The organism is Actinoplanes sp. TBRC 11911, from assembly GCF_012933445.1.
Lineage (GTDB): Bacteria > Actinomycetota > Actinomycetes > Mycobacteriales > Micromonosporaceae > Actinoplanes.
On sequence record NZ_JABBNC010000036.1, the window covers coordinates 40322 to 64463 of the forward strand.

The 24142-nt window shown below is 70.7% G+C and carries 20 protein-coding genes; 18 read left to right on the forward strand and 2 right to left on the reverse strand.

Annotated features, from left to right (window positions below; genetic code table 11):
• Nucleotides 1-86: 86 nt before the first annotated feature.
• The 13 genes from pyrR to HH310_RS34720 all read left to right on the forward strand — a co-directional run bounded on the left by pyrR (nucleotide 87) and on the right by HH310_RS34720 (nucleotide 15153).
• Nucleotides 87-647: a bifunctional pyr operon transcriptional regulator/uracil phosphoribosyltransferase PyrR gene (gene pyrR, locus HH310_RS34660; RefSeq protein ID WP_169179959.1), complete on the forward strand. Its 561-nt coding sequence runs from the start codon at nucleotides 87-89 to the stop codon at nucleotides 645-647.
• A complete protein-coding gene (locus HH310_RS34665) occupies nucleotides 644-1564 on the forward strand; it encodes an aspartate carbamoyltransferase catalytic subunit (RefSeq protein WP_169179960.1) in 921 nt (306 codons plus the stop codon). The genes pyrR and HH310_RS34665 overlap by 4 nt, the downstream gene beginning before the upstream one ends.
• Nucleotides 1565-1628: 64 nt before the next feature.
• On the forward strand, nucleotides 1629-2894 hold the full coding sequence (locus HH310_RS34670; RefSeq protein ID WP_169179961.1) for a dihydroorotase: 1266 nt from the start codon (nucleotides 1629-1631) through the stop codon (nucleotides 2892-2894).
• Nucleotides 2891-4006, forward strand: a complete 1116-nt coding sequence (carA, locus tag HH310_RS34675; RefSeq protein WP_169179962.1) for a glutamine-hydrolyzing carbamoyl-phosphate synthase small subunit — start codon at nucleotides 2891-2893, stop codon at nucleotides 4004-4006. Before HH310_RS34670 ends, carA begins: the two co-directional genes overlap by 4 nt.
• A 4-nt stretch (nucleotides 4007-4010) precedes the next feature.
• On the forward strand, nucleotides 4011-7367 hold the full coding sequence (carB, locus tag HH310_RS34680) for a carbamoyl-phosphate synthase large subunit (protein WP_169179963.1): 3357 nt from the start codon (nucleotides 4011-4013) through the stop codon (nucleotides 7365-7367).
• Nucleotides 7368-7440: 73 nt separating this feature from the next.
• The gene (locus HH310_RS34685) at nucleotides 7441-8448 is read left to right on the forward strand and encodes a quinone-dependent dihydroorotate dehydrogenase (protein WP_169179964.1); all 1008 of its coding nucleotides are present in this window, start codon (nucleotides 7441-7443) and stop codon (nucleotides 8446-8448) included.
• Between the two features lie 515 nt (nucleotides 8449-8963).
• Nucleotides 8964-9794, forward strand: a complete 831-nt coding sequence (pyrF, locus tag HH310_RS34690; protein WP_169179965.1) for an orotidine-5'-phosphate decarboxylase — start codon at nucleotides 8964-8966, stop codon at nucleotides 9792-9794.
• 184 nt (nucleotides 9795-9978) lie between these two features.
• A complete protein-coding gene (mihF, locus tag HH310_RS34695; RefSeq protein WP_169179966.1) occupies nucleotides 9979-10296 on the forward strand; it encodes an integration host factor, actinobacterial type in 318 nt (105 codons plus the stop codon).
• A 33-nt stretch (nucleotides 10297-10329) separates the two neighbouring features.
• Nucleotides 10330-10929, forward strand: coding sequence for a guanylate kinase (gene gmk, locus HH310_RS34700; protein ID WP_169179967.1), 600 nt, complete (start codon nucleotides 10330-10332; stop codon nucleotides 10927-10929).
• Between the two features lie 23 nt (nucleotides 10930-10952).
• Entirely contained in the window at nucleotides 10953-11216 is a 264-nt protein-coding gene (gene rpoZ / locus HH310_RS34705) for a DNA-directed RNA polymerase subunit omega (RefSeq protein ID WP_071807772.1), read from the forward strand.
• 207 nt (nucleotides 11217-11423) lie between these two features.
• A complete protein-coding gene (gene coaBC, locus HH310_RS34710; protein ID WP_169179968.1) occupies nucleotides 11424-12641 on the forward strand; it encodes a bifunctional phosphopantothenoylcysteine decarboxylase/phosphopantothenate--cysteine ligase CoaBC in 1218 nt (405 codons plus the stop codon).
• Between the two features lie 75 nt (nucleotides 12642-12716).
• Nucleotides 12717-13907, forward strand: coding sequence for a methionine adenosyltransferase (gene metK / locus HH310_RS34715; protein WP_169179969.1), 1191 nt, complete (start codon nucleotides 12717-12719; stop codon nucleotides 13905-13907).
• An 865-nt stretch (nucleotides 13908-14772) separates the two neighbouring features.
• Nucleotides 14773-15153 (forward strand): hypothetical protein, encoded by a 381-nt coding sequence (locus HH310_RS34720; RefSeq protein WP_169179970.1) that lies wholly within the window; start codon nucleotides 14773-14775, stop codon nucleotides 15151-15153.
• A gap of 37 nt (nucleotides 15154-15190) precedes the next feature.
• Here HH310_RS34720 and HH310_RS44425 read toward each other — a convergent pair whose 3' ends face one another.
• Nucleotides 15191-18145, reverse strand: a complete 2955-nt coding sequence (locus HH310_RS44425; protein WP_248294719.1) for a hypothetical protein — start codon at nucleotides 18143-18145, stop codon at nucleotides 15191-15193.
• An 88-nt stretch (nucleotides 18146-18233) separates the two neighbouring features.
• Here HH310_RS44425 and HH310_RS34735 point away from each other — a divergent pair, with 88 nt between their 5' ends.
• The 4 genes from HH310_RS34735 to HH310_RS34750 all read left to right on the forward strand — a co-directional run bounded on the left by HH310_RS34735 (nucleotide 18234) and on the right by HH310_RS34750 (nucleotide 22498).
• Entirely contained in the window at nucleotides 18234-19433 is a 1200-nt protein-coding gene (locus tag HH310_RS34735; protein WP_169179971.1) for a cytochrome P450, read from the forward strand.
• A gap of 40 nt (nucleotides 19434-19473) precedes the next feature.
• Nucleotides 19474-20025 (forward strand): peptide deformylase, encoded by a 552-nt coding sequence (gene def, locus HH310_RS34740; RefSeq protein ID WP_169179972.1) that lies wholly within the window; start codon nucleotides 19474-19476, stop codon nucleotides 20023-20025.
• Nucleotides 20026-20030: 5 nt separating this feature from the next.
• The gene (gene fmt / locus HH310_RS34745) at nucleotides 20031-20957 is read left to right on the forward strand and encodes a methionyl-tRNA formyltransferase (protein WP_169180014.1); all 927 of its coding nucleotides are present in this window, start codon (nucleotides 20031-20033) and stop codon (nucleotides 20955-20957) included.
• 68 nt (nucleotides 20958-21025) lie between these two features.
• Entirely contained in the window at nucleotides 21026-22498 is a 1473-nt protein-coding gene (locus HH310_RS34750; protein WP_169179973.1) for an RsmB/NOP family class I SAM-dependent RNA methyltransferase, read from the forward strand.
• On the opposite strand, the gene HH310_RS34755 is transcribed toward HH310_RS34750, so the two are convergent.
• The gene (locus HH310_RS34755) at nucleotides 22495-23355 is read right to left on the reverse strand and encodes a septum formation family protein (protein WP_248294727.1); all 861 of its coding nucleotides are present in this window, start codon (nucleotides 23353-23355) and stop codon (nucleotides 22495-22497) included. The genes HH310_RS34750 and HH310_RS34755 overlap by 4 nt on opposite strands.
• 98 nt (nucleotides 23356-23453) lie before the next feature.
• Here HH310_RS34755 and rpe point away from each other — a divergent pair, with 98 nt between their 5' ends.
• Nucleotides 23454-24131 (forward strand): ribulose-phosphate 3-epimerase, encoded by a 678-nt coding sequence (gene rpe / locus HH310_RS34760; protein WP_169179975.1) that lies wholly within the window; start codon nucleotides 23454-23456, stop codon nucleotides 24129-24131.
• Nucleotides 24132-24142 lie beyond the last annotated feature (11 nt).

Sequence of the window (24142 nt, forward strand, 5' to 3'; positions counted from 1 at the left end):
GCGTCAGCCATCGGGGCACCCGAAGTCGGGGTTGTCCCGGACGTCCTTTAAAGACCCGTCCAGTGAGGCGGGGAAGGAGGTCAGACGTGGCACAGCCACGTGCCGACACGGTCAGCAAAGTCATTTTGAGCGGCTCCGACCTGCAGCGGGTCGTCGATCGCATCGCTCATCAGATCCTGGAGAAGACGTCCGGTGCCACCGGCACTGTCCTTCTAGGGATCCCCACTCGCGGAGTTCCGCTGGCCAGACGGCTTGCGACCCGCATACACGCATTCGAAGGCATCGATGTGCCGGTGGGTGCGCTGGACATCACTCTCTACCGCGACGATCTCCGGCTGCATGCCACGCGGGCCCTCGGCAAGACCGAGATCCCGGCCGGCGGGATCGACGGGCGGAAGGTCATTCTGGTCGATGACGTGCTGTTTTCCGGCCGTACGGTGCGCGCCGCGCTGGACGCGCTGAACGATCAGGGCCGGCCCAGTTCGGTGCAGCTCGCCGTGCTTGTCGATCGTGGGCACCGGCAGCTGCCGATCCGCGCCGATTATGTGGGCAAGAACATTCCGACCGCGTTGTCCGAGAGCGTTCGTGTCTCACTGACCGAGACGGATGGCCTGGACGAGGTCAAGCTGACGGGAGGCGTCCGGTGATCAAGCATCTGCGCTCGGCCGCCGACCTGGACGCGGCCACCGCCACGTTGATCCTGGACACCGCGGGAGAGATGGCCAGCCTGGCCGGACGCGAGGTTAAGAAGCTGCCGACGCTGCGCGGCCGGACCGTGGTCAACCTCTTCTACGAGGATTCGACGCGGACCCGGATCTCGTTCGAGGCCGCCGCGAAACGACTGTCCGCCGACGTGATCAATTTCTCGGCCAAGGGCTCCAGCGTGTCGAAGGGCGAAAGCCTCAAGGACACCGCGCTGACATTGCAGGCCATGGGCGCCGACGCGGTCGTGATTAGGCATCAAGCAAGCGGGGCGCCGCACCGGCTCGCCGCCTGGGTGGACGGCTCGGTGATCAACGCGGGCGACGGCACGCACGAGCATCCGACGCAGGCGCTGCTGGACGCGTACACGATGCGGTCGCGGCTGGGCCGGCTCGACGGGCTGCGGGTCGCGATCGTCGGGGACGTCCTGCACAGCCGCGTCGCACGCTCCAATGTGCTCCTTCTCACAACGCTGGGGGCGTCGGTCACGCTGGTCGGCCCGCCCACCCTGATCCCGCTGGACGTGGCCGCTCTTTCGAGATCAACAAAAGTGTCGTACGACCTCGATAGCGTCCTGCCCGACATGGATGTGGTGATGATGTTGAGGGTGCAGACCGAGCGCATGCAGGACTCGTTCTTCCCGTCCGCCCGGGAGTACAGCCGGCGCTACGGTCTCGATCTCGCGCGCATGCGCAGGCTGCCCGAGCACGCGATCGTCATGCATCCCGGCCCGATGAACCGGGGGATGGAGATCGCGCCCGAGGTCGCCGACTCGTCCCGATCCACCATCGTCGAACAGGTCGCCAACGGGGTCTCGGCCCGCATGGCGGTCCTCTACCTGCTTCTGGGGGGCAAGGCGTGATCGACTGCACCGGAGTCAGCGAAGCGTTCGCAGGGCCAGGAGAGCACGCCAACGGAGGCACAGCATGACCGCGTACGTCTTGAAGGGTGTTTCCGTTCTCGGCGCCTCGCCCGTTGATCTGGTTGTCCGTGATGGAGTGATTTCCTCGGATAAATCGGGTGTTTCGGAAGTTGTCGACGCGGACGGCCTGGTCGCCCTCCCGGGCCTCGTCGACCTGCACACGCACCTGCGCGAGCCGGGCCGCGAAGACGCCGAAACCGTCGAGACCGGCTCCCGCGCCGCCGCCCTGGGCGGTTACACGGCGGTCTTCGCGATGGCCAACACGTCTCCGGTCGCCGATACGGCCGGCGTCGTCGAGCAGGTCTGGCGGCTCGGTCGCGAGGCCGGGCTGGTCGACGTGCAGCCGATCGGCGCGGTCACGGTCGGGCTGGCCGGCAAGCAGATGGCCGAGCTCGGCGCGATGGCCAGCTCGGCGGCCGGCGTGCGGATCTTCTCGGACGACGGGCACTGCGTCGCCGACCCGCGCCTGATGCGCCGCGCCCTCGAGTACGTGAAGGCGTTCGACGGCATCATCGCCCAGCACGCCGAGGAGCCGCGGCTGACCGAGGGCGCGCAGATGCACGAGGGCGAGGTCAGCACGCGTCTCGGCCTCACCGGCTGGCCCGCGGTCGCGGAGGAGGCGATCATCGCGCGCGACGTGCTGCTGGCCGAGCACGTCGGCAGCCGGCTGCACGTCTGTCACGTGTCCACGGCGGGTTCGGTCGAGGTGCTGCGCCAGGCCAAGGCGCGCGGCGTCCGCGTGACGGCCGAGGTCACCCCGCACCACCTGCTGCTCACCGACGAGCTGGCGGCGTCCTACGACCCGGTTTTCAAGGTCAATCCCCCCTTGCGTACGGCGTCCGACGTGGCTGCCCTTCGCGAGGCGCTGATCGAGGGCGTGATCGACATCGTCGCCACCGACCACGCGCCGCACGCCGTTCAGGACAAGGAGTGCGAGTGGGCGTACGCCCGGCCCGGCATGGTCGGGCTGGAGACGGCGCTCTCGGTCGTACTGAGCGTCCTGGGCGAGCGGTGGGATCTGATCGCCGAGCGCATGTCCCGGGCGCCCGCGCGCATCGCGGGCCTCGCCGGGCACGGCACCGACCTCGCGCCGGGCTCCCCGGCCAACCTCACGCTGGTGGATCCGTCGGCGCACCGGGTGGTCGACCCCGGCGAGCTGGCCAGCCGCAGCCGCAACACACCGTACGCGGGCACCACCCTGCCGGGTCGCATCGTCGCGACCTTCCTCCGGGGAGAGCCGACAGTCCTGGACGGGAAGGCAGTCAAGTGAGCAAAGCAGTATTGGTTCTGGAGGACGGGCGGACGTTCTACGGCACCGCGTACGGCGCGGTGGGCGAGACGTTCGGCGAGGCCGTCTTCACGACCGGCATGACCGGTTATCAGGAGACGCTGACCGACCCTTCCTACCACCGGCAGGTCGTGGTGCAGACGGCTCCGCAGATCGGTAACACCGGGGTCAACGCCGAAGACGACGAGTCCGACAAAATATGGGTCGCCGGATATGTCGTACGGGATCCGGCTCGTCGCCCGTCGAACTGGCGCGCCACCGGCGATCTCGGGGAGCGGCTGGCGGCCGAAGGCGTCGTCGGGATCAGCGGGATCGACACCCGGGCGTTGACGCGGCACCTGCGCTCACGCGGTGCGATGCGGGTCGGCGTGTCCTCAGTGGATCTCGACCCGGCATCCGTTTTGTCCCGGGTGGTGCAGTCACCCGCGATGATGGGCGCCGATTTGTCCGCTTCGGTGACGACGCCGTCGCGCTACACGGTCGACGCCCTCGGCGAGCACCGCTATACGGTCGCGGCCCTCGACCTGGGCATCAAGCGCAACGTCTCGCGCCGCCTGGCCGCGCGCGGTGTCACCACGCACATCTTCCCGGCCTCGGCCTCCATCGACGATCTGCTCGCGGTCAGTCCCGACGCGGTCTTCTTCTCGCCCGGCCCGGGCGACCCGGCCACCGCCGACGGGCCGGTCGCGCTGGCCCGCGAGGTGATGCGCCGGCGCGTGCCGCTGTTCGGCATCTGCTTCGGCAGTCAGATCCTCGGCCGGGCGCTCGGCTTCGGTACGTTCAAGCTGGGCTACGGCCACCGCGGCATCAACCAGCCGGTGCTCGACAAGACCACCGGCAAGGTCGAGGTCACGTCGCACAACCACGGCTTCGCGGTCGACGCGCCGCTCGACACGGCGATCGACACGGACTTCGGTGGCGTCGAGGTCTCGCACGTCTGCCTCAACGACAACGTGGTCGAAGGGCTACGGGGGCTGGACGTCCCCGCCTTCACCGTGCAGTACCACCCCGAGGCGGCAGCGGGGCCGCACGACGCCGACTACTTGTTCGACCGGTTCGTCTCGCTGGTCGATCCTTCCGGTAAGAAGGGCTGATCACATGCCGAAGCGCTCCGATCTGAAGCACGTCATGGTGATCGGCTCCGGCCCGATCGTCATCGGCCAGGCCTGCGAATTCGACTACTCCGGCACCCAGGCGTGCCGGGTGCTGCGCGCCGAGGGGATCCGCGTCTCGCTGGTCAACTCCAACCCGGCGACGATCATGACGGACCCGGAGTTCGCCGACGCCACGTACGTCGAGCCGATCACCCCGGAGTTCGTCGAGCTGGTCATCGCCAAGGAACGCCCGGACGCGATCCTGGCCACGCTGGGCGGGCAGACCGCGCTGAACACGGCGGTCGCGCTGCACGAGAACGGCGTCCTGGAAAAGTACGGCGTCGAGCTGATCGGCGCGAACATCGACGCGATCCGCCGCGGCGAGGACCGGCAGCTGTTCAAGGAGATCGTGGCCCGGGCGGGCGGCGACACCCCCCGCTCCCGGGTGTGCCACTCGATGGACGAGGTGCGCGAGACCGTCGCCGACCTGGGCCTGCCGGTGGTCATCCGGCCCTCGTTCACGATGGGTGGCCTCGGCTCGGGCATGGCGCATTCGTCCGAGGATCTCGAGCGCATCGCGGGTGACGGCCTCGCCGCGTCCCCGGTGCACGAGGTGCTGATCGAGGAGAGCGTGCTCGGCTGGAAGGAGTACGAGCTCGAGCTGATGCGCGACAAGCACGACAACGTCGTGGTCGTCTGCTCGATCGAGAACATCGACCCGATGGGCGTGCACACCGGCGACAGCGTGACCGTCGCGCCCGCGATGACGCTGACCGACCGCGAATACCAGGACCTGCGCGACCTGGGCATCGCGGTGCTGCGCGAGGTCGGCGTCGACACCGGCGGCTGCAACATCCAGTTCGCGGTCAACCCGGACGACGGGCGCCTGGTCGTGATCGAGATGAACCCGCGGGTGTCCCGCTCGTCGGCGCTGGCGTCGAAGGCGACCGGCTTCCCGATCGCGAAGATCGCCGCGAAGCTCGCCATCGGCTACACGCTCGACGAGATCCCGAACGACATCACGCTGCGGACGCCGGCCGCGTTCGAGCCGGCCCTCGACTACGTGGTGGTGAAGATCCCGCGGTTCGCGTTCGAGAAGTTCCCGGCCGCCGACCAGGAGCTCACCACCACGATGAAGTCGGTCGGCGAGGCGATGAGCCTGGGCCGGAACTTCGCCGAGGCCTTGAACAAGGCGATGCGGTCGTTGGAGACGACGGCGGCGGGTTTCTGGACGACAGCCGACCCGACTTCTTCGTTGGACGAGGTTTTGTCCGCTTTGCGCACGCCACATGATGGCCGGCTCTACACCGTCGAGCGGGCGCTTCGTCTGGGCGCGACCGTTGCGCAGGTGCACGAGGCGAGCGGCGGTATCGATCCGTGGTTCCTCGACGAGATCAAGGCGCTGGTCGACCTGCGTTCGGACATTTCGGACGCCGCGGTGCTCGACGAGGAGCTGCTGCGGCGGGCCAAGCGGGCCGGGCTCTCCGACAAGCAGCTCGCCGCCCTGCGCCCGGAACTGGCCGGCGAGGACGGCGTGCGGACGCTGCGGCACCGGCTGGGCGTCCGGCCGATCTACAAGACCGTGGACACGTGCGCGGCGGAGTTCGAGGCGAACACCCCGTACCACTACTCGTCCTACGACGAGGAGACCGAGGTCGAGCCGTCCGACCGGCCCAAGGTGATCATCCTGGGGTCCGGCCCGAACCGGATCGGCCAGGGCATCGAGTTCGACTACTCGTGCGTGCACGCGGTCATGGCCCTGCGCGCCGCTCCTGACTCGGGTTTTGCCGGCGAAGCCGGCCTTGGCAGCTCTGGCTATGAGACCGTCATGGTCAACTGCAACCCGGAGACCGTGTCGACCGACTACGACACCGCCGACCGGCTCTACTTCGAACCGCTCACCTTCGAGGACGTGCTCGAGGTCTTCCACGCCGAGGACACCTCCGGCAAGGCGGCCGGCGGCCCTGGCGTGGTCGGCGTGATCGTGCAGCTCGGCGGCCAGACCCCGCTCGGCCTGGCGCAGCGGCTCAAGGACGCGGGCATCCCGATCGTCGGCACCTCACCCGAGTCGATCGACCTGGCCGAGGACCGCGGCCTGTTCGGCGCGGTGCTCGCCAAGGCCGGCCTGAACTCGCCCGACCACGGCACCGCGACCAGCTTCGAGGAGGCCAAGGCGATCGCCGACGAGATCGGCTACCCGGTGCTGGTCCGCCCGTCGTACGTGCTCGGCGGCCGCGGCATGGAGATCGTCTACGACGAGCCGACGCTGGCCGACTACATCTCCCGCGCCACCGCGATCTCGCCGGACCACCCGGTGCTCGTCGACCGCTTCCTGGACGACGCCATCGAGATCGACGTGGACGCGCTCTGCGACGCCGACGGCGAGGTCTACATCGGCGGCGTCATGGAGCACATCGAGGAGGCGGGCATCCACTCCGGCGATTCCTCCTGCTCGCTGCCGCCGGTCACCCTCGCGGGCTCCCATCTTGCCGAGGTACGCCGGTACACCGAGGCCATCGCGCGCGGCGTCGGCGTGCGAGGACTGCTGAACGTCCAGTACGCGCTGAAGGACGACACGCTGTACGTGCTGGAGGCGAACCCGCGCGCGTCGCGGACCGTGCCGTTCGTGTCGAAGGCGACAGCGGTGCCGCTGGCCAAGGCGGCCGCCCGGATCATGCTGGGGGCCTCGGTGGCTTCCCTGCGCGCGGAGGGCCTGCTGCTCGCCGACAGCGACGGCGGTTCCACGCCGCCCGCCGCGCCGATCGCGATCAAGGAGGCGGTGCTGCCGTTCAAGCGGTTCCGCACGCCGGCCGGCAAGGGCGTGGACAGCCTGCTCGGCCCCGAGATGAAGTCGACCGGCGAGGTGATGGGCATCGACACCGGCTTCGGTCAGGCGTTCGCGAAGTCGCAGACCGCCGCGTACGGTTCACTGCCCACCGGCGGGAAGATCTTCGTCTCGGTGGCCAATCGCGACAAGCGGTCCATGATCTTCCCGATCAAGCGGCTCGCCGACCTCGGCTTCACGATCGTGACCACGGCCGGCACCGGCGAGGTGCTGCGCCGGCACGGGATCGACTGCGAGATCGTGCCGAAGCACTACGAGAGCCCCGGCAAGAACGCGGTGGAGCTCATCCTGGCCGGCGAGATCGCGATGATCATCAACACGCCGCAGGGTTCCGGCGCGAGCGCCCGCTCCGACGGGTACGAGATCCGCAGCGCCGCGGTGACCGTGGACATCCCCAGCATCACGACGACGCAGGGCGCGGCGGCCGCGGTGATGGGCATCGAGGCGCTGATGCGGGGCGACATGACCGTGCGCCCGCTGCAGGAGCTGCACGCGGCCCTGCGGGGCACTGAATGACCGCTTGTAGCGCCGGTCGGGCGCCGGCCGGCCGGGGCGAACTGAGCGTTCGTCCCGGGGGCGGGGTGCTGGCGTGAGCGCGTTCGAGCGCACCGTGCGGCCCGTGCTGTTTCGCATCGGTAAGGGGGACGCGGAGACGGCGCACGAGTTCACGCTCCGGCGGCTGAGCAAGCTCGGGGCGCCGGCTCGGGCCGTGCTCCGGGCGCGGTATGCGACCGACGCGCCGGTCGAGGTCTTCGGGGTGCGGTTCCCGAACCGGGTGGGGCTCGCGGCCGGGATGGACAAGAACGGCGTGGCGCTGCCCGCGTGGCCCTCGCTCGGCTTCGGGTTCGTCGAGGTGGGCACGGTGACCGCGAAGGCGCAACCCGGCAACGAGAAGCCGCGCGTGTTCCGGCTGCGCGGCAGCGAGGCGATCATCAACCGGATGGGCTTCAACAACGCCGGGGCGGCCGCGCTGGCCGCCCGGCTGCGGGCGTCGGGTCCGGTCGGTGTGCCGCTGGGCATCTCGCTGGGCAAGTCGAAGGTGACGCCGCTGGAGGCTGCCGTCGACGACTATCTGACGTCCTACCGGTTGCTCGCGCCGCACGCCGACTACATCGCCGTCAACGTCTCGTCGCCCAATACGCCCGGCCTGCGCAGCCTGCAGGACAAATCGTCTATTTCGGATTTGCTCCGGACGTTGCGGGGGGAGACGCCGATCCTCGTGAAGATCGCACCCGATCTTGCCGAGCCGGCGATCGCCGAACTGCTCGAGGTGTGCCTGGCCGAGGGTGCGGCCGGCGTGATCGCCACGAACACCACCCTGGCCCGCGACGGCCTGGCCCCGGCCGATCAGCCGCGGGCGACCGAGGCGGGTGGTCTCTCGGGTCGCCCGCTGACCGAGAAGGCCCGCAAGGTGATCCACTTCGTGCACACCGAGACGGCCGGCCGACTCCCGATCATCGGCGTGGGCGGCGTGATGTGCGCCGACGACGCATCCCGCCTGTTCGACGCCGGCGCCAGCTTGATCCAGCTCTACAGCGGCTTCATCTACCACGGCCCGGCCCTGGTCCGCGCCGCCGCCCGCTCCGCCCCGCGATGACCCGCCCCGCCCACCGTGCGCCGATGGCAACCCCGCCAGCACGCGGCTTCCCGGCGGCCGACCGGGTGTGGGGAGCGGCGTCCTCGTGGGCGTCCGGCGTCCCCACGCCTTGATCTGGCTGGGTGCGGTGTGGGGAGTTTCGTCGCTGTGGGCGTTGCGGGTGCCCACACCGTGGGCTGGCTGGGTGCGGTGTGGGGAGTTTCGTCGCTGTGGGCGTTGCGGGTGCCCACACCTTCGGGGCGGCGGGTGGCGTGTGGGGAGCGGCGTCGTCGTGGGCGTTGCGGGTGCCCACACCTCGGTCGTGTGGCTGGGCGGGGTGTAGGAGGAGCCGGGGCGGCGTGGTGGGTATCACGGGTGATGGCTGACACGCGCGGCGGGGTGGGCTGGATTACCGCGTACGGGTGATCGAAAGCGGACTTTTTAGACGGTCAACCGAGTGTTACGGGTGGAATGCAATACCGCGACGGGCTCGGTGGCGGTGGCAGGAAACCGACACGGGAGAGGAATGGGCAGGCATGGAGAGCTTTGGCCAACGGCTTCGGGACGCGATGGACAAAAGGGGGCCGCTGTGTGTCGGCATCGATCCGCACGGGGCGCTGCTGACCCGTTGGGGCCTTACCGACGACATCGCCGGCCTGGAACGCTTCGCCTTTACGGTCGTCGAAGCCCTGGCCGATCGGGTGGCCGTAGTGAAGCCTCAATCGGCTTTTTTTGAGAGATTCGGGTCACAGGGCATCGGAATTCTTGAGTCAACTATCCGACAGTCTAGGGAAGCCGGCGCGCTCGTCCTTCTGGATGTGAAGCGAGGCGATATCGGTTCGACCATGTCCGCGTACGCAAGCGCTTACCTCGATTCGCAGAGCACGCTTCGTGCCGATGCGATTACTGTCAGTCCTTACCTCGGAGTCGGGTCGTTGCAGCCTGCAATCGATTTGGCGACCGCGAATGGCGCCGGCGTTTTCGTCCTGGCGCTCACGTCCAATCCGGAGGGACGCGCCGTCCAGCACGCGGTCACTGCGGACGGGCGTACCGTCGCGCAGCTCGTAATCGACGAGATTTCCCAGGTAAACCGGGGTTTTGAGCCAATGGGGAGCCTCGGTCTGGTGGTCGGCGCGACGATCGGGAAGACCGGTCACGACCTGTCCGAAGTGAACGGGCCACTGCTCGCACCGGGCCTCGGAGCGCAGGGTGCGACCCCCTCCGACCTGCGCGCGGTCTTCGGTGAAAACCTGCGCAACGTGCTCCCGTCGTACTCACGGGAAGTTTTGACAGCGGGACCAAGCGTGTCCGCCCTGAGGGCCGCCGCAGTGCGCGCCGTCGATGATTGCCGCGCCGCTCTCGGGTGAAACCGCCTGCTTAGCAGGCAGCGGGTGACCCGAAGCGGGGGTACCCCCACGTTGCCGAAACCGCCGTTGACCGCTAGTTTTCCCGGCGCCGGGAACCACATGCCCCTTTGGTTCCCTGGCACACCACGTTTCACAGAAGCGCCGGTATTGGACTACCGCCGCGATAGGGACCTGAGGAGAACTGGTGCCGCTCCCGTCACTAAGCCCTGAACAGCGCGCAGCTGCGCTGGAGAAGGCCGCGGAAGTTCGCAAGGCTCGGGCTGAGCTCAAGGAACAGCTCAAGTCCGGCAAAACCACCCTCGCCGCCGTGCTTGACCGCGCGGAGGAAGACGAGGTCGTCGGGAAGCTGAAGGTTCTTGCCGTGCTCCAGGCAATGCCGGGCATTGGCAAGATCCGCGCGACCCAGATCATGGAGAAGCTGAGGATCGCGGACAGCCGCCGGCTGCGCGGCCTCGGCGAGCAGCAGCGAAAGGCCCTCCTGGGGGAGTTCGCTGCGAACTGACTCACGGGCTCGTGTTGAATTGAGCTTGTGAGCATGGATGACGACGCGCGCCCGGCAGCCCGCCTCACGGTTCTGTCCGGTCCCTCCGGGGTCGGGAAGGACAGTGTGATCGAGCTGATCCGGGCGCGCTCGCCTTGGATCAAGCTGTCGGTGTCGGTGACGACGCGAAAGAAGCGCGACTACGAGACGGATGGCGAGCATTACCACTTCGTCACCCGTCAGGAATTCCAACGGCTGATCGATGGCGGTCAGCTACTCGAATGGGCGGAATTCGCCGGCAACCTGTACGGCACGCCGAGAGCCCAGGTCGAGGGCTGGATCAGTCAGGGCCGCCCGGTCCTACTGAAGATCGACTTGCAGGGCGCCCGCCAGGTCCGGGCCGCGATGCCCGACGCTCAGCTGGTGTTCCTGGCCCCGCCGAGTGTCGAGGAGCTCAAGCGGCGGCTGATCGGCCGGGGTACCGACGACGAGGAGACGATCCGTCGCCGCCTCGCCCACGCCGACCAGGAACTGGCAGCCGAGAAAGAGTTCGACCGCACGGTCATCAACGACTTCGTCGAGCGTGCAGCGGATGAGCTGGTAGGATTGCTCGGTTCATCGTTTCTGACGCCCGCACATTCCAAAGATCATTAGTGATCATTAAGGACTTTCCAAAAGTGGGAACCATCGCGAATCCGGAAGGCATCACCAACCCGCCGATCGACGAGCTGCTCGACAAGACGTCGTCGAAGTACTCGCTGGTGATCTTCGCGGCCAAGCGCGCGCGCCAGGTCAACGCGTACTACAGCCAGCTCGGTGAGGGCCTCCTGGAATATGTGGGACCCCTGGTCGAGACCACTCCGCAGGAGAAGCCGCTCTCGATCGCGATGCGCGAGATCAACGCGGGCCTGCTCACCGCCGAGGCCACCGACCAGCCGTAAGACGCGAAGTGCTTGAGTGCCCCCTGCTCGCGGAACACGCGGGCCGGGGGCACTTCGCGTGTCGGCCGCGCCGAGGCGTTTTCCACAGCGGCGGGTTGTCCACAGGCACGCCGCATGATCAAGCCAAATTCCGCCACAATGCCGAGCGGGGGCTCCCCCTGGGAGGGCGGGCCGTGGTGACGGGGTGGGTCGGGGGATCATCGGTTCATGACTGAAGTCGTCCTGGGGGTCTGCGGGGGGATCGCCGCGTACAAGGCGGCCGAGCTTCTCCGCCTCTTCACCGAGTCGGGGCACAGCGTCCGCGTCGTGCCGACCGCCTCGGCGCTGAAGTTCGTCGGGGCGCCCACCTGGGAGGCGCTGTCCGGCAAGCCCGTCGCCACCGAGGTGTGGGACGACGCGTACGAGGTCCCGCACGTCCGGATCGGGCGCTCCGCCGAGCTCGTCGTGGTCGCCCCGGCCACCGCCGACATGTTGGCCAAGGCCGCCCACGGCATCGCCGACGACCTGCTGACCAACACGCTGCTGACGGCTACCTGCCCGATCGTGTACGCCCCGGCGATGCACACGGAGATGTGGGAGAACCCGGCCACCCGCGCCAACGTCGCGACTCTCCGAGACCGCGGTGCGATCGTCATCGAGCCCGCCGTCGGGCGTCTGACCGGCAAGGACACCGGCAAGGGGCGCCTTCCCGAGCCGTCGGCGATCTTCGAGCTGGCTCGGCGCGTACTCCGCAGGGGCCGGGAATCTGATCTCGCCGGACGGCACGTGGTGGTGTCGGCCGGCGGGACGCGCGAACCGCTCGATCCGGTGCGTTTCCTCGGGAATCGGTCGTCCGGCAAGCAGGGGTACGCGATCGCCAAGGCGGCCGCCGCGCGGGGAGCCCGGGTCACGCTGGTCGCGGCGAACGTCGCGCTCGACGACCCGGCCGGCATCGAAATCACCCGGGTGGGTACTACCGAGGAGTTGCGCGCGGCGGTGCTCAAGGCGGCCGAGGACGCGGACGCGGTCGTGATGGCCGCCGCGCCCGCCGATTTCCGCCCGGCCACGGTCGCCACCCAGAAGATCAAGAAAACCGCGGACGGTACGCCCGAGCCACTGCTTCTCACCACGAACCCGGACATCGCGGCGGAAGTGGGCGCGTCGAAGCGTACGGGGCAAATTCTTGTCGCATTTGCCGCCGAGACGCATGACGCCCTGGAGAACGCGCGAGCTAAGTTGACCAGGAAACGTGCCGACCTGATCGTCATCAACGAGGTCGGGGTGGACCGTGTCTTCGGTGCCGATCAGAATGAGGTCACGCTGCTCGGGGCCGACGGGAGCACGGAGAGCTTCGCCGAACTCCCCAAAGACGATGTGGCAGATATGATTTTGGATCGCGTCGCCGCCATGCTGGAACGGCAGGTGGGTGACGGTGAGAAGGCGTAGCACCCGTGCGAACGGGGTCCGGCGCGGTGGCTACACTCTCGCGTTAATTTGTTTTCGACAAACCTGAGGAGCACCGTGGCACGCCGCCTGTTCACCTCCGAGTCGGTCACGGAAGGCCACCCGGACAAGATCGCTGACCAGATCAGCGATGGGATTCTCGACGCTCTGCTGCGGCAGGACCCGCGCAGCCGCGTCGCGGTGGAGACGCTGATCACGACCGGCCAGGTGCACGTGGCGGGCGAGGTCACCACCCAGGCGTATGCCGACATTCCGTCGATCGTGCGCGAGACGATTCTCAACATCGGGTACGACTCGTCGAAGAAGGGCTTCGACGGCGCCTCCTGTGGCGTGAGCGTGTCGATCGGCTCGCAGTCGCCGGACATCGCGCAGGGCGTGGACAGCGCCATCGAGCTGCGCACCGGCGACTCGGAGCACGTGCTGGACTCGCAGGGCGCGGGCGACCAGGGCATGATGTTCGGCTTCGCCTGCTCGGAGACCCCCGAGCTGATGCCGCTGCCGATCGCGCTGGCGCACCGGCTGGCCCGCCGGCTGTCGGCGGCCCGCAAGGACGGCACCATCCCGTACCTTCGCCCCGACGGCAAGACCCAGGTCACCATCGAATACGACGGCCTTCGCCCGGTACGCCTCGACACCGTCGTCGTCTCGTCGCAGCACGCGGCCGACATCTCGCTCGAGTCGCTGCTGACGCCGGACATCCGCGAGCACGTGATCGCGCCCGAGCTCGAGGGCCTCGGCCTGGACACCGACGACTACCGCCTGCTGGTGAACCCGACCGGCCGCTTCGAGATCGGCGGCCCGATGGGCGACGCCGGTCTGACCGGCCGCAAGATCATCGTGGACACGTACGGCGGGTACGCCCGGCACGGCGGCGGCGCGTTCTCCGGCAAGGACCCGTCGAAGGTGGACCGTTCCGCCGCGTACGCGATGCGCTGGGTGGCGAAGAACGTGGTGGCCGCCGGCCTGGCCGAGCGGTGCGAGACCCAGGTCGCGTACGCGATCGGCAAGGCCAAGCCGGTGTCGCTGTTCGTGGAGACCTTCGGCACCGAGAACGTGCCGGTGGAGCGCATCGAGCGGGCGATCAACGAGGTGTTCGACCTCCGCCCCGCCGCGATCATCCGCGACCTCGACCTGCTGCGCCCGATCTACCAGCAGACCGCCGCGTACGGCCACTTCGGCCGCGAGATCCCCGAGCTGCTCTGGGAGAACACGGACCGCGCACAGGACCTGAAGAACGCCGCCGCCTGAGAATTTCCCCGTACGCCCCCGGAACGTCGACGACGTCCCGGGGGCGACTGGTTTCCGGGGCGCGTTTTCGGGGGGCGACCGGTTTCCGGGGCGCGTTTTCGGGGGGCGACTGGTTTCCGGGGCGCGTTTCGCGGAGCCGACCGGTTTCCGGGGCGCGTTTTCGCGAGGGCGATCGGTTTCCGGGGCGCGTTTTCGGCCTGCGCTTCGTGCGGGCGGCGCTTTTGCGGGCAATCACGGCCGGGACGCCCGTTGAGGGCTTTGAACTCGCTTCCGTGGCGTGATGCGCAACCTTTCGTGGCATTTGACAGCATTCGGGGCGGCGCTTTCAGTCGCCCGCAGCCCGATTTTGGAGACCTTGGAGAGTTATGGCTCGTATGTGGGCGTAACTCTCCAAGGTCTCGAAATCAGGCGGCCAGCGACGTCCCCAAAGGCCGCAAAACTGGGCGAAGCCACTGTCCCTTTCGGACGGTCGTCCACGATGCGGCTATCTCCGACCGAATGGTGAGACCGTCGCCGCCGGAGTCTGCGCCGCCTCGATCGGAACCGGCCTAGGTCAAGGATCGCGAGCCGGCCGCCGGTCCAGCCGGCCGAGCGCGCATGCAGGCTGATCGACGCACTCGCGCGGGACGGCCGATCGCAAGCGCGCATGCTGGCTGGTCGGCGCGCTCGCGCCGGAATAAATGCGCTTTATGGCGATTTAATCGGCCACCGCGTGGTCGCGTCGACCGGCGAACAGGCCCCAACCACGCAGCCGCACGCACCTCGCCTACCCGGTCCACGCACGTGGACCGCCGACGACGACGGCGGCAGCAGGGTAGCGGCAGCACCGGCGGCAGTGGCGGCAGCGGCAGTGGCGGCAGCGGCAGTGGCAGTGGTGGTGGCGACGGCGGCAGTGGCGGCAGTGCCGGCGGTGGCAGTGGTGGTGGCGACGGCGGCAGTGGCGGCAGTGCCGGCGGTGGCAGTGGCGGTGGCGACGGCGGCAGTGGCGGCAGTGCCGGCGGTGGCAGTGGTGGTGGCGACGGCGGCGGTGGCGGCAGTGCCGGCGGTGGCAGTGGTGGTGGCGACGGCGGCGGTGGCGGCAGTGCCGGCGGTGGCAGTGGTGGTGGCGACGGCGGCCGCGGCGGCTGCGGCGGCTGCGGCAATGGCGGTGGCGGCGGCAGCGGCAGTGGCAGCGGCAGCGGCAGCGGCAGCGGCAGCGGAGATCATCGCCGACAAGCCGGCGCGACCACGCCAACGCCGAGGCTGACCGTGTGCGCGCGGGGCTCGTTGGTCGCGGCTGGTGGTTAGAACAGGGCTGTGGGGTCTACCTCGACGCGGGCTGCGGCTGTTGACTTTCGGGCGCTGCGTACGGCGGAGGCCTCGTGTAAAGCGTGCGCCATCGCTGCCGCGCGGGACCGGGGGACGCGGATCAACATGCGCTCCTGGTCGTCCTGGGCCGGGACCGGGCCGAGCAACTCGGCGTCGGCGGGCAGCCGCGCGGCGTCCAGCAGCTCCGACACCGCGGCCGTCGTGCCGGTGACGGAGGCGAAGCGGGCCGCCGGGGGGAAGCCCAGCTCGCGCCGTTCGGCCAGTTCCCGAGCCGCGAACCAGCCCGGATCCCACCGCAGCAGCGCCTGCACCGAGGCCAGGCCACCGTCGGCGACCACCACCACCCGGCCACCCTCGCGCGAGGGCCGGGCCAGGGCGGCCGCGTTCAGCCAGCGGCGCATCGTCTCCTCGGCGGCGCGCAGGTCGGCGCGGGTCAGCAGCGCCCACGTGTCCAGCAGCAGCACCGCGCCGTAGCCGCCGATCGCGACCGGCTCGGCGCCCGGCGTGGCGACCACGACGGCGGCCTCGTCCGGCACGGTCTCCAGGATCTCGTCGCGGCCGGACGTGCGCACGGTAGCGCCCGGGAAAGCACGACCCAATTCCTCCGCCGTACGCCTCGCCCCCGTCACCGACGCCCGCAGACGCCGGTTTCCGCAGGCGGGGCACGCGTAGTCGGCGGCCGCGCGGCCACACCAGTGGCAGGTCGGCACGGCCCGCGCCCCGGCCAGCCCTAGCGGTCCCGAGCAATGCGGGCATCGGGCGGGCGTCCGGCACTCGGCGCACGCCACCGACGGCAGATAGCCCCGCCGCGGCACCTGGACCAGCACCGGCGCCCCGGCCTGTAGCGCCTGCCGCGCGGTCTGCCACGCCAGGCTGGGCAGCCGGGCGGTCGCGGCGCCGGGGTCGCGGGCGAGCTGCGGGTCGTCGCCGGTCGGGGCGATGGCGGGCATCCGAGCGCGCAGGACGTCCCGGGCGGCGGCGATCTCCTTGGCCCAGCCGGTTTCCAGCAAGAGCTGGCCTTCCCCGGTACGCGCATACCCCGCAACGAGCGCCGCCGCGTCGGCCAGCTGGGCCCGTGTCAGCAGGACCTCGCGGGCGTGCGGATACGGTGACCGCGGCTCGCCGTGCAGGTCGTCGCCGTCGTCCCAGATGACCACGAGGCCGAGCTTGGCGACGGGCGCCCACATGGCGGCACGGGTCCCGGCCACCACGGGCACGCGATGCCGGCTGGCGGCGAGGAAACGCCGATACCGCTCGGCGGGCCCGAGAGCCGCGTTGAGCGCGACATGCTGCCCCGGCCCGAGCACGGCGGCCAGCGCGCGGTCGACGCGGTCCAGGTCACGAGCGTCCGCGACCACGATGACCACGCCCCGCCCGGCCCGCACGGTCGCGGCGGCCGCCTCGGCGATCCGCGTCGCCCACTCCTCACCCGGCAGCGCGGCCCAGACAGCCCGCGCGGGCCGCCCCTCGGACAGCGCACGCAGGTAGGCCCCGCCCGAGCGGTAGCGCGCCCACCCGGAGAAATCCAGCGACGCCTCAGAGTCCACTTCGGACCCGGGGGCCGCCGCGGTCGGGTGTTCGCCGGGCACGGGGGCGTGTGCGTCTCTCGCGGTGAGCGAGTTGGCGACGACTGCGGGCCTGGCGGGATCCGGGGCAGTGAGCTGGTCGCGGCCGTCGACCGCAGGCGTGTGCAGGTCAGTTGACGCGAGTGCTTCGCGGGTGGTGGCCCCGCGGGTGCGGCGGTCCGTGGCGGTGTGCGTGTGCGCGGCGGCGGCCAGGTCTGTCGGCGCGGGCGTGTCGCGGGTGGTGGCTGCGGGGGCGTGGAGCTGGTCGGGGGTGCCGACCGCGGGCGTCCGCGGGTCTGTGGTCGCGAGCGCGTCGCGGGTGGTGGCTGCGGGGGCGTGGAGCTGGTCGGGGGTGCCGACCGCGGGCGTCCGCGGGTCTGTGGGCGCGGGCGTGTCGCGGGTGGTGGCTGCGGGGGCGTGGAGCTGGTCGGGGGTGCCGACCGCGGGCGTCCGCGGGTCTGTGGGCGCGGGCGTGCCGGGGGTGGTGGCTGCGGGGGTGTGGGAATCGGTGGGCGGGGGCGTGTCGGGGGCGGCGACCGCGAGCGTGTGCGGGTCTGTGGAGGGGAACGTGTCGCGGCTGGTGGCTGCCGCGGTCTCGGGGCCCGTGGCGCTGGGCTGGTCGGGGGCGGTGGTCGCTGGGGTGTGCGGGTCGGTGGCCGCAGGCGTGTCGGGGGTTGTGGGGGTGTCGGGGTCTGTGGCGGTGAACTGGCCGCGGCCGTCGACCGCAGCCGTGTGCGGGGCTGTGGAGGGGGTGGTGGCTGCGTGGGTGTGGGGCTCTGTGGTGGTGCGCGTGTGGGCGGTGGCCAGGTCTGTGGACGCGATGGTGTTGCGGGTGGTGGCTGCCCCGGTCTCGGGGCCCGCGGGGCTGAGCTGGTCGTGGGCGGTGGCCGCGGTGGTGTGCGGGTCGGTGGGCGCGAGCGGGTCGGGGGCCGCAGCCGCGCGGGTGTCGAGATCCGGGGCGGCGGGCTGCTTGGGGGCCTCCGCCTCGACGCGGGCGTGCCGGGGTGGGACGGCCAGGCGGAGCACGTCGCACAGGTTGCCGGCGTAGCGGTCGGCCATCGCGCGGGCCAGCCGGGCGATCTCCGGGTCGAGCACCTGCTCCGGCGAGACCACCTTGTCGAGGAAGGCCAGCTTGCCGTCGTGCGGGGAGGACTCGGCGCGTTCCAGCAGGAAGCCGCTCACCAGCTGGCCGGCGAACCGCACCTTCACCCGCACGCCGGGCCGGGCGATCGCGTCGTCGGCGGTGGACACCAAATAGTCGAAGGGGCGGTCGAGATGCGGCAGCGGCACGTCGACGCTGACCCGCGCCACGGGCAGCCGGGTGGCCGGCTCCCGCGGGGTGCGCGTGCTCTTCGTCGTCGTCATGCCGTGCATTGTGCCCGGCGGGTCCGACAGTTCCACAGACGCGCTGGCGGGGCGGCGCGCTCCGGACGGGATCGGCCATGCTGGAGTCGTGGATGCTATTCAAGCTGTTGAATTCCTGCTTACGCCCCGGATGAGCCGCGACCCGGCGCCCGCCTATGCCGCCCTGCACGCCCACGGGCCGATCGTCGCGGGCGGGCCGGGCCTCTTCTTCGTCTGCGGCTACGAGGCCGTCGCCGGCGTCCTGCGCGACCCCCAGGCCCGCACCCGGCTGCCGATCGAGGGTGACTTCGGGCGGGCCGTCGCGCTGTTCGACGACTCGATGCTGCGGTCCGATCCGCCGCACCACACCCGCATGCGGCGGCTCGCGTCCGGCGTCTTCACCGCGCGGCGGGTGGCCGGCCTCCAGGACACGATCACCGGGCAGGTTGCCGAGATCATTGACGGGCTCCCGGCGTACGGGATCGGGAATGCCGTTGATCTGATGACGCACCTGGCGTACCCGTTGCCGATCGCGGTGATCACCGCGCTGCTGGGGGTGCCGGAGGGGGACCGCGGCATGTTCCGGCGGCTGGCCACCGACCTCACCGCGGTGCTCGAGGTGCGCTGGACCATGGCGGACCAGGTCAAGGCCGACGCGGCCGCGGAGGAGCTGGAGGACTATTTTCAGCATTTAGTGGACGTCAGGCGGAAAAATCCGGCGGGCGACCTGGTGACCGCGCTCGCCGAGGCGCACGAAGCCGACGGCGACACCCTGACCGCCCGGGAACTGCTCGGCAACCTCGCGCTGCTGCTGGTCGCGGGCTTCGAGACGACCACCAACCTGCTGGCCAACGGCGTCGTGCTGCTGCTCGACCATCCCGGGTACGCCACCGCGCTGCGCGACGATCCGGGACGGGCACCGGCGTACGTGGAAGAGATTTTGCGGGTTGATTCCCCGGTGCAGGCGACGGTTCGGTTCTTCGAGCAGCCGGCCCGGGTCGGCGGCATCACCGTGGCCCGGCACGACGAGCTCACGCTGTTGCTCGGCGCCGCGAACCGCGACCCGGCCCGGTTCGCGAACCCGTCCGCCTTCGACCCGGACCGGCCGCGGAACGCGCCGCTCAGTTTCGGCGCCGGCGAGCACTACTGCCTGGGCGCCCCGCTGGCCCGGCTGGAGGCGCAGGTCGCGCTGCCGGCGTTGCTGCGTGCCTTCCCGGCGATGGCCCTGGTGGGACGCCCGCGACGCCGCGATCGGATGAACCTGCGCGGCTGGGACACGCTGATCGTCGACCTGCACGGGGCTCCGTAGACTGGACATGCCGAACCCATCGACCCAGGAGTCTGCCCGCGTGACCGTCCAGCCCATCCGTCTCTTCGGCGATCCGGTGCTCCGGACCCCGGCCGATCCTGTTGTCGATTTCGACAAAGAACTCCGCAACCTCGTACGGGACCTGGTCGAGACCATGCAGGACGAGGGCGGTGCGGGTCTCGCGGCGCCGCAGCTCGGCGTCGGCTTACGGCTTTTCGCCTTCGACGTGGACGACGTCGTGGGGCACATCATCAACCCGGTGCTGTCGTTCCCGGACGACGAGGAGCAGGACGGCCCCGAGGGCTGCCTGTCCATCCCGGGGGTCTACATCGACACCAAGCGCCGGCAGCACGTGGTCGCGGCCGGCTTCAACGAGTTCGGCGACCCGCTGCAGGTGGTCGGCACCGGGCTGATGGCGCGCTGCGTGCAGCACGAGACCGATCACCTGGACGGCGTCCTGTTCCTGGACCGGCTGGACGCCGCGGCCCGTAAGGAAGCGATGAAGCAGATCCGCGCCGCCGAATGGTATGACGCGGCCAAACCGCCGACCGTCAAGCAGAGCCCGCACAGCATCTTCGGGATCGGGCGGTGACCGGCTTGCGGCTCGTCTTCGCCGGTACGCCGGCCGTCGCCGTTCCCAGCCTGGACGCGATCGCCGCGTCCGGGCACGAGCTGGTGGCCGTGGTCACCCGTCCGGACGCGCCGGCCGGGCGTGGTCGTCATCTGGTGCGCTCGCCCGCCGGGGCCTGGGCCGACGAGCACGGCGTCGAGGTGCTCACCCCGCAGCGGCCGCGCGAGCCGGAGTTCCAGGAGCGGCTGCGGCAGCTCGCGCCCGATTGTGTGCCCGTGGTGGCGTACGGGGCGCTGGTCCCGCCGACCGCCCTGGAGATCCCGCGACACGGATGGGTGAATCTGCACTTCTCGCTGCTGCCCGCCTGGCGCGGTGCGGCGCCGGTGCAGCACGCCGTCCTGCACGGCGACGAGGTGACCGGGGCCAGCGTCTTCGAGCTGGAGGCCGGGCTCGACACCGGCCCGGTGTACGGGACGCTGACCGAGGACATCCGGCCCGCCGACACGTCCGGTGACCTGCTCGAACGGCTTGCCACCGAGGGGGCCGGCCTGCTCGTGGCGGTGCTCGACGCGATCGCCGACGGCAGCGCGCGGGCGCACCCGCAGCCCGCCGACGGCGTCACGACGGCGCCCAAGCTGACCGTCGAGGACGCGCGCGTGCGCTGGGGCGACCCGGCGTTCGCGGTGGACCGGCGGATCCGGGCCTGCACGCCCGCGCCGGGTGCGTGGACGACGCTACGCGACGACCGGCTCAAGCTGGGCCCGGTCCGGCCGGTGGCGAACGGTCCGCGGCTGGCGCCGGGTGAGTTGCTGGTGGAGCGGGCTCAGGTGCTCGCCGGCACGGCCACCACCCCGGTCGTGCTGGGTGAGGTGCGCGCCGCCGGAAAGAAGGCGATGCCGGCCACCGACTGGGCCCGGGGGCTGCGCATCCAGCCGGGGGAGACGCTCGTATGACTTCGCAGGATCCAGCCGGGGGAGACGCCCGTATGACATCGCAGGATCCGGCCGGGGGAGAACCCCGGATGAGCTCGCACAAAGCCGATCGGCCGCACGGTTCGGGCCGGCCCCGGCGGTCCGGGGGGCCCGGGTACGAACGGGACACCCGCTCCGGACGGGCGCCGCGGGCCGGTCGCCCGCCGTCCGACCCGGCACGGCAGGCCGCTTACGAGGTGGTTGCGGCGGTGCACCGGGACGACGCGTACGCGAACCTGGTGTTGCCGGAAATTCTGCGAAATATGGGCCTGGCCGGGCGGGACGCGGCGTTCGCGACCGAGCTCACCTACGGCACCCTGCGCGCGCTCGGCACCCTCGACCTGATCATCGCGGCCGCGGCCGGGCGTGAGGTCGCCCGGATCGACCCGCCGGCCCGCGACGCCCTGCGCCTGGGGGCGTACCAACTGCTGCACACCCGGGTGCCGGCGCACGCCGCGGTCAACCAGACGGTCGACCTGGTGCGGTCGGTGGCGCCCGGCGCGTCCGGCTTCGCCAACGCGGTGATGCGCACGATCGCCGAGACGCCGCTGGAGGCCTGGCTGGAGCGGCTCGCCCCGCCGTACGCCGAGGACCCGGTCGGCAACCTGTCGGTGCACCACAACCACCCGAAGTGGATCGTGCGGGCGTTCGCCGAGGCGCTCGGCGGCGACCTGGCCGAGACGGAACGCCTGCTCATCGAAGACAATCAGCCGCCGGTCGTGCACCTGTGCGCCCGGCCGGGACGCGCCGACGCGGTCGAGCTGGCCGATGAGGTGGGCGGCACACCAGGGGCCTTTTCCCCGTACGCGGTCTATCTCAACGGTGGATCGCCCCGGGAGCTCGCCGCGATCGGGGACGGCCGCGCGCACGTCCAGGACGAGGGCTCGCAGCTGGTGGCGGCCGCGCTGCTGGCCGCGCCGATCGAGGGCCGCGACACCCGCTGGCTCGACCTGTGCGCCGGACCGGGCGGCAAGACCGGGCTGATCGGCTCGATCGCCAGTGCCCGCGGCGCCGAGGTGACCGCGGTGGAGGTGTCCGAGCACCGGGCCCGCCTGGTGGAACGCGCCACCGAGGGCATGCCGGTGACGGTGCTGCCGATGGACGGGCGCTCGGTGGGCCGCGACCCCGACCTGCCGGAGGAGTCGTTCGACCGGGTTTTGGTGGACGCGCCGTGCACCGGCCTCGGGTCGCTGCGCCGCCGTCCGGAGTCGCGCTGGCGCCGCTCGCCGGACGACCTGCCGCCGCTCACCAAGCTGCAGCGGGAACTCCTGGTGGCGGCGTTGCGGGCGGTCCGGCCGGGCGGTCTCGTGGCGTACGTGACCTGCTCCCCGCACATGGTCGAGACGCAGGTGACGGTGACCGAGGGCGCCCGCCGCGGCGGCGTCGAGGTCGACTTCGTGGACGCCCGCCCGCTGCTGCCGCCGGGCATGCCCGGTCTCGGCCAGGGCCCGACGGTGCAGCTGTGGCCGCACCGGCACGGCACCGACGCGATGTTCCTGGCGGTGCTGCGCCGGACCGCCTAGTCGGCGTACTGGATGGCGAGTTTGCCGGTTCCTGCCTTGCGGTAGGAACCGGTGACCTTGCGGGGTGCGAACCACAGGAAGCACCGCATCGCGTGATCGCCGAGGTTCCAGGTGTGCTCGTTCGGCTGGAAGGCCACCCAGCCCACCCGGTACTCCAGGTCACGGTTGTTCGGGACGCCGGCGAACCGGGCCAGGACGGGCGAGCAGCCCTTGTCCATCTCGGCGCGGCTGAAGTCGGAGTATTCCTTCTTCGGCGACACGTAAAGACCGGCGAACTCGGTGTCGTGCTTGCTCGCGCAGGGCACCGGATGCTCGTCCAGGCCGTCGTCGCTGCCGATCGTCGTGTTCGCGCAGGTCATCAGCAGCTTGCCGCCGGGCTTGAGGGTGCCCTTCATGCTGCCCTTGCGCTCGACGGCGACGCGGTCGATCGGCGACATCTCGCCGACGTCGCAGCGGATCCACCGGGCGCCCCCGGCCTGGGCCTCCGAGCTCGGCATCAGGGGGTGGATGACGACCCAGCCGGTGCGCCAATCGCCGCCCAGCCACGCGTTGACCTTTTTCGTGCACTCGGTGTAGGCCGAGTTGATCCAGGGCGTCGCCGAGGACACCTCGGCCGCGGTGAGGTCGAGCACGGCCGCCGTTTCCGCCTTGTGCGGCCCGGCGCAGGGGACCGGCTTGTACTCGTCGGCCAGGGCCTGCTCGGCGGTGTCGTCCAGGATGGCGTGGCAGGCGCCCGCGACGGGCCGGAACTGCTTGGCCGCGGGCATCGGACCCCACCCCTGGGTGATGTCGCCGCGCGCGCAGCCGGTCAGCAGCAGGATGAGGCCCAGCCCTAAGGCGGCCGCCCGTCGTCGCATCACTCGCTGCCTCCCCGTGGATCAAGCGCGGTCACTGTACCGGGCGGTTATCCACAGGGTGCGCGGAGGCCGGGAGCGTTCGGCCTAGACTTTTGCGCGTGAGACCAGCGCCGATCATCGCTCCGAGCATCCTCGCCGCCGACTTCGCCCACCTCGCCGACGAGGTGCGCGCGATCGAGGGCGCGGCCGACTGGGTGCACGTGGATGTCATGGACAACCATTTCGTGCCGAATCTGACGATCGGCCTGCCGGTCGTGAAGAGTCTGCGCGCGGCGACCGACATCCCGTTCGACGTGCATCTGATGATCACCGAGCCGGAGCGGTGGGCGCCGGGCTACGCCGAGGCCGGGGCGTACAACGTGACGTTCCACGCCGAGGCCTGCGACGACCCGGTCCACCTGGCGAAGACGCTGCGCGCCGCCGGGGCGAAGGCGGGGCTGGCGATCGACCGCGACACGCCCGTCGAGCCCTATCTGGAGCTGCTGCCCTACGTGGACACGGTGCTCATCATGACCATCAAGGCCGGTTTCGGCGGCCAGAGCTTCCTGCCCGAGATGCTCGGCAAGGTGCGCGACGTCCGCCGCCGCATCAAGGTCAAAGACCTGGAGGTCCGCCTCGAGGTCGACGGCGGGATCGCGGCCGACACGATCGAGCAGGCCGCCGCGGCGGGTGCCGACGCCTTCGTGGCCGGCACCGCCGTCTATGGTGCGCAGGATCCGGCCGAGGCGATCCGCCGGCTCCGGGGTCTGGCAGCGGAGGCACCGCAGAGCGCATGATTCCAGGCGGG

Bases quoted from the DNA above. Each gene is read 5' to 3' on its own strand.
- HH310_RS44425 (WP_248294719.1), bottom strand. From the start codon at position 18,145: ATGACGACGACGAAGAGCACGCGCACCCCGCGGGAGCCGGCCACCCGG.
- HH310_RS34755 (WP_248294727.1), bottom strand. From the start codon at position 23,355: ATGCGACGACGGGCGGCCGCCTTAGGGCTGGGCCTCATCCTGCTGCTG.
- HH310_RS34670 (WP_169179961.1), top strand. From the start codon at position 1,629: ATGACCGCGTACGTCTTGAAGGGTGTTTCCGTTCTCGGCGCCTCGCCC.
- coaBC (WP_169179968.1), top strand. From the start codon at position 11,424: ATGACTGAAGTCGTCCTGGGGGTCTGCGGGGGGATCGCCGCGTACAAG.
- pyrF (WP_169179965.1), top strand. From the start codon at position 8,964: ATGGAGAGCTTTGGCCAACGGCTTCGGGACGCGATGGACAAAAGGGGG.
- HH310_RS34750 (WP_169179973.1), top strand. From the start codon at position 21,026: ATGAGCTCGCACAAAGCCGATCGGCCGCACGGTTCGGGCCGGCCCCGG.
- carB (WP_169179963.1), top strand. From the start codon at position 4,011: ATGCCGAAGCGCTCCGATCTGAAGCACGTCATGGTGATCGGCTCCGGC.
- gmk (WP_169179967.1), top strand. From the start codon at position 10,330: ATGGATGACGACGCGCGCCCGGCAGCCCGCCTCACGGTTCTGTCCGGT.